General features: G+C 32.6%; 2 protein-coding genes and 1 pseudogene. 1 reads left to right on the plus strand and 2 read right to left on the minus strand.

All coding sequences use genetic code 11. The annotated features are described in order from the left end of the window. Together H0X48_06990 and H0X48_06995 are read right to left on the minus strand one after the other, a co-directional pair. Positions 1-205 (minus strand): hypothetical protein (locus H0X48_06990; protein MBA3955035.1); only part of this gene is annotated, 205 nt, incomplete at its 3' end. Between the two features lie 100 nt (positions 206-305). Further along, positions 306-1,046 (minus strand): annotated as a pseudogene (locus H0X48_06995) (polyphenol oxidase family protein). Between the two features lie 151 nt (positions 1,047-1,197). Between H0X48_06995 and H0X48_07000 the strand changes: the two are divergent. Further along, positions 1,198-1,917 (plus strand): hypothetical protein, encoded by a 720-nt coding sequence (locus H0X48_07000; protein MBA3955036.1) that lies wholly within the window; start codon positions 1,198-1,200, stop codon positions 1,915-1,917. Positions 1,918-2,042: the final 125 nt, after the last annotated feature.

Here is a 2,042-nt window from a genome sequence, read left to right on the forward strand (position 1 = left end):
CAAAAGCTTCTGGCAAAATATCGTTTAGAGTTCTACCACGCTCTATTTGTTCTTTAAACTCGTTGGTTTTAAAAGCAAGCTGCTCGTCTGAGAGAATTTGTATACGAGCTTCAAGTGAATTAATTTTGTCAACAATAGGCTGCAAGCGTTTAAGCTGCCGGGAATTGTTGGTCCCAAATAGTTTTGCCAATACAGCTGAAATCATTTTTTATCCTTTAGATCGGGTCTTTTTTAAGTTTAAATCAGAGCTACTCACCAAATAAGTGTGAGTATAGCATAAAAACAGAAGATCGTCATTAGCAAGCTTAGACTACTCTTGTAAGAGCCACAAGAGTTACTTGGCGCAACACACTTTTTGCCTCTCTGCGATAAGAACAAAAAGACATATTGTGTAGTGTACACAGGTTATATTCTAAATTAAAAGCATCCAGCATTACGCCATACTCAAGAAGTTGAAGCTTATTACATAAAGCCAAATCAAAGAAAAACTGCCCATCTCGTTCTAGTATTACTTGGTCTCTAAAACTAAACTCTTTTACCTTATCTTTAAAATCTTGTTGTACGACATAACAACAAGCACCAGCACAGGGCCCAAAAATTACACGTACATTCTCTTTTTTAGTTCCATAAGTACTTTCAAGCATCTGGAGAGCTTTAATAGCTATGTGTTTAACTGAGCCCATCCACCCAGCATGGCAGATTGCTACCACATGATGCTCAGGATCATAAATAACAATCGGCAAACAATCATCAGTATAAACACCAAGGCCAACTTCGGTTTTATCTGTGATTAAAAAGTCACCTTCAGGTTGACTGTCTAAAAAACAACTATAGTTATCTTGAGAAATAGTAAGACCTTGGGCACTATGCGTTTGCTGTGTAAAGAAAAGAGCATCTACCTGTACTCTATCTTTTATAAAAGCTAAAGCTCGATGTTTGTCTAATTCTAATTGTTTTTTACTGTTTTCAAATAATTTTCTATCGATACTATGTTCTTTGTCTCCAAAAAAAATAGTTACTTTTAAATCTTTATATACCATTGAGCTGCACTTCTATTTATTGTCTGATCAACCTACATAACTAATCTTTAGTATGCTCTCTATACATACCATAAAGCCTCATTGTATTGCATAAATTAAGCTTTATTATATGCTTAAATATAGATTTTAATTAATGTATCCTAATGAAAGAACTTATATGTATGCACTATTTTTACTTTTTTTTGCTTTTATTACTCCCTTTAGCTGCTTTAGTACATCATTATTTAGCACAAGTACAATGGCCAGTGAAGTACATATACCATCTCATTCTAGCACCCAAAAAGATTTTGGACCTCTACCAATAAAAAAATCTAAAACTTTAGAATATACCACTGGCACTGGTCATTATACTCCTGTAACAGAAATAGCAAAACCGGGTAAATATACTTTTTCTATTAATAACTTTGGTGTCTATACAGATACAAGTAATCCTAAAGAACTTATTTATATTTACACTAGTGATACAAAATTATTTAAATCTTGGTTTAACTTTAAAGACACAAAAATTGTAGATATTACTACACTTGATATTGATGCTCTATTTGAAACGTTACCAATTCATATTAAAGGTGCACTAAAAGAACAATTATCATTTGATATCCACTTGTTTAATGATACTCCTTTTGAAAACACCACTTCAAAAATGAGCAACTTACTAAGCACTGCTCAACTAGCACTAGCAGAACATTATAGAAATATTATTATTGATTTAGCCCTTAACAAACCATCACTAGCTGATAAAGATGTTCTTATAAAAACACAGTTTGCGTTTAATAAGCAACTCACTATAAATAGGCTTACAGTGTCACTTCATATACAAGATACTTTATTTACAAAATTACGACATAAAGCGTTGTCTTTATTTGCTCAAAAATAACAAACTTTGATCTTACTATATTTGTAAAATAGAGGCTCCCTTAAAGGGAGCCTTTTAACTATAATCAAGTATATTATGACATTTGCTTTTCTTGTGCTAGCCGGCGCATGATAGCAGGTATATCT

Source organism: Candidatus Dependentiae bacterium, from assembly GCA_013821315.1.
GTDB lineage: Bacteria > Babelota > Babeliae > Babelales > Babelaceae > JACDHA01.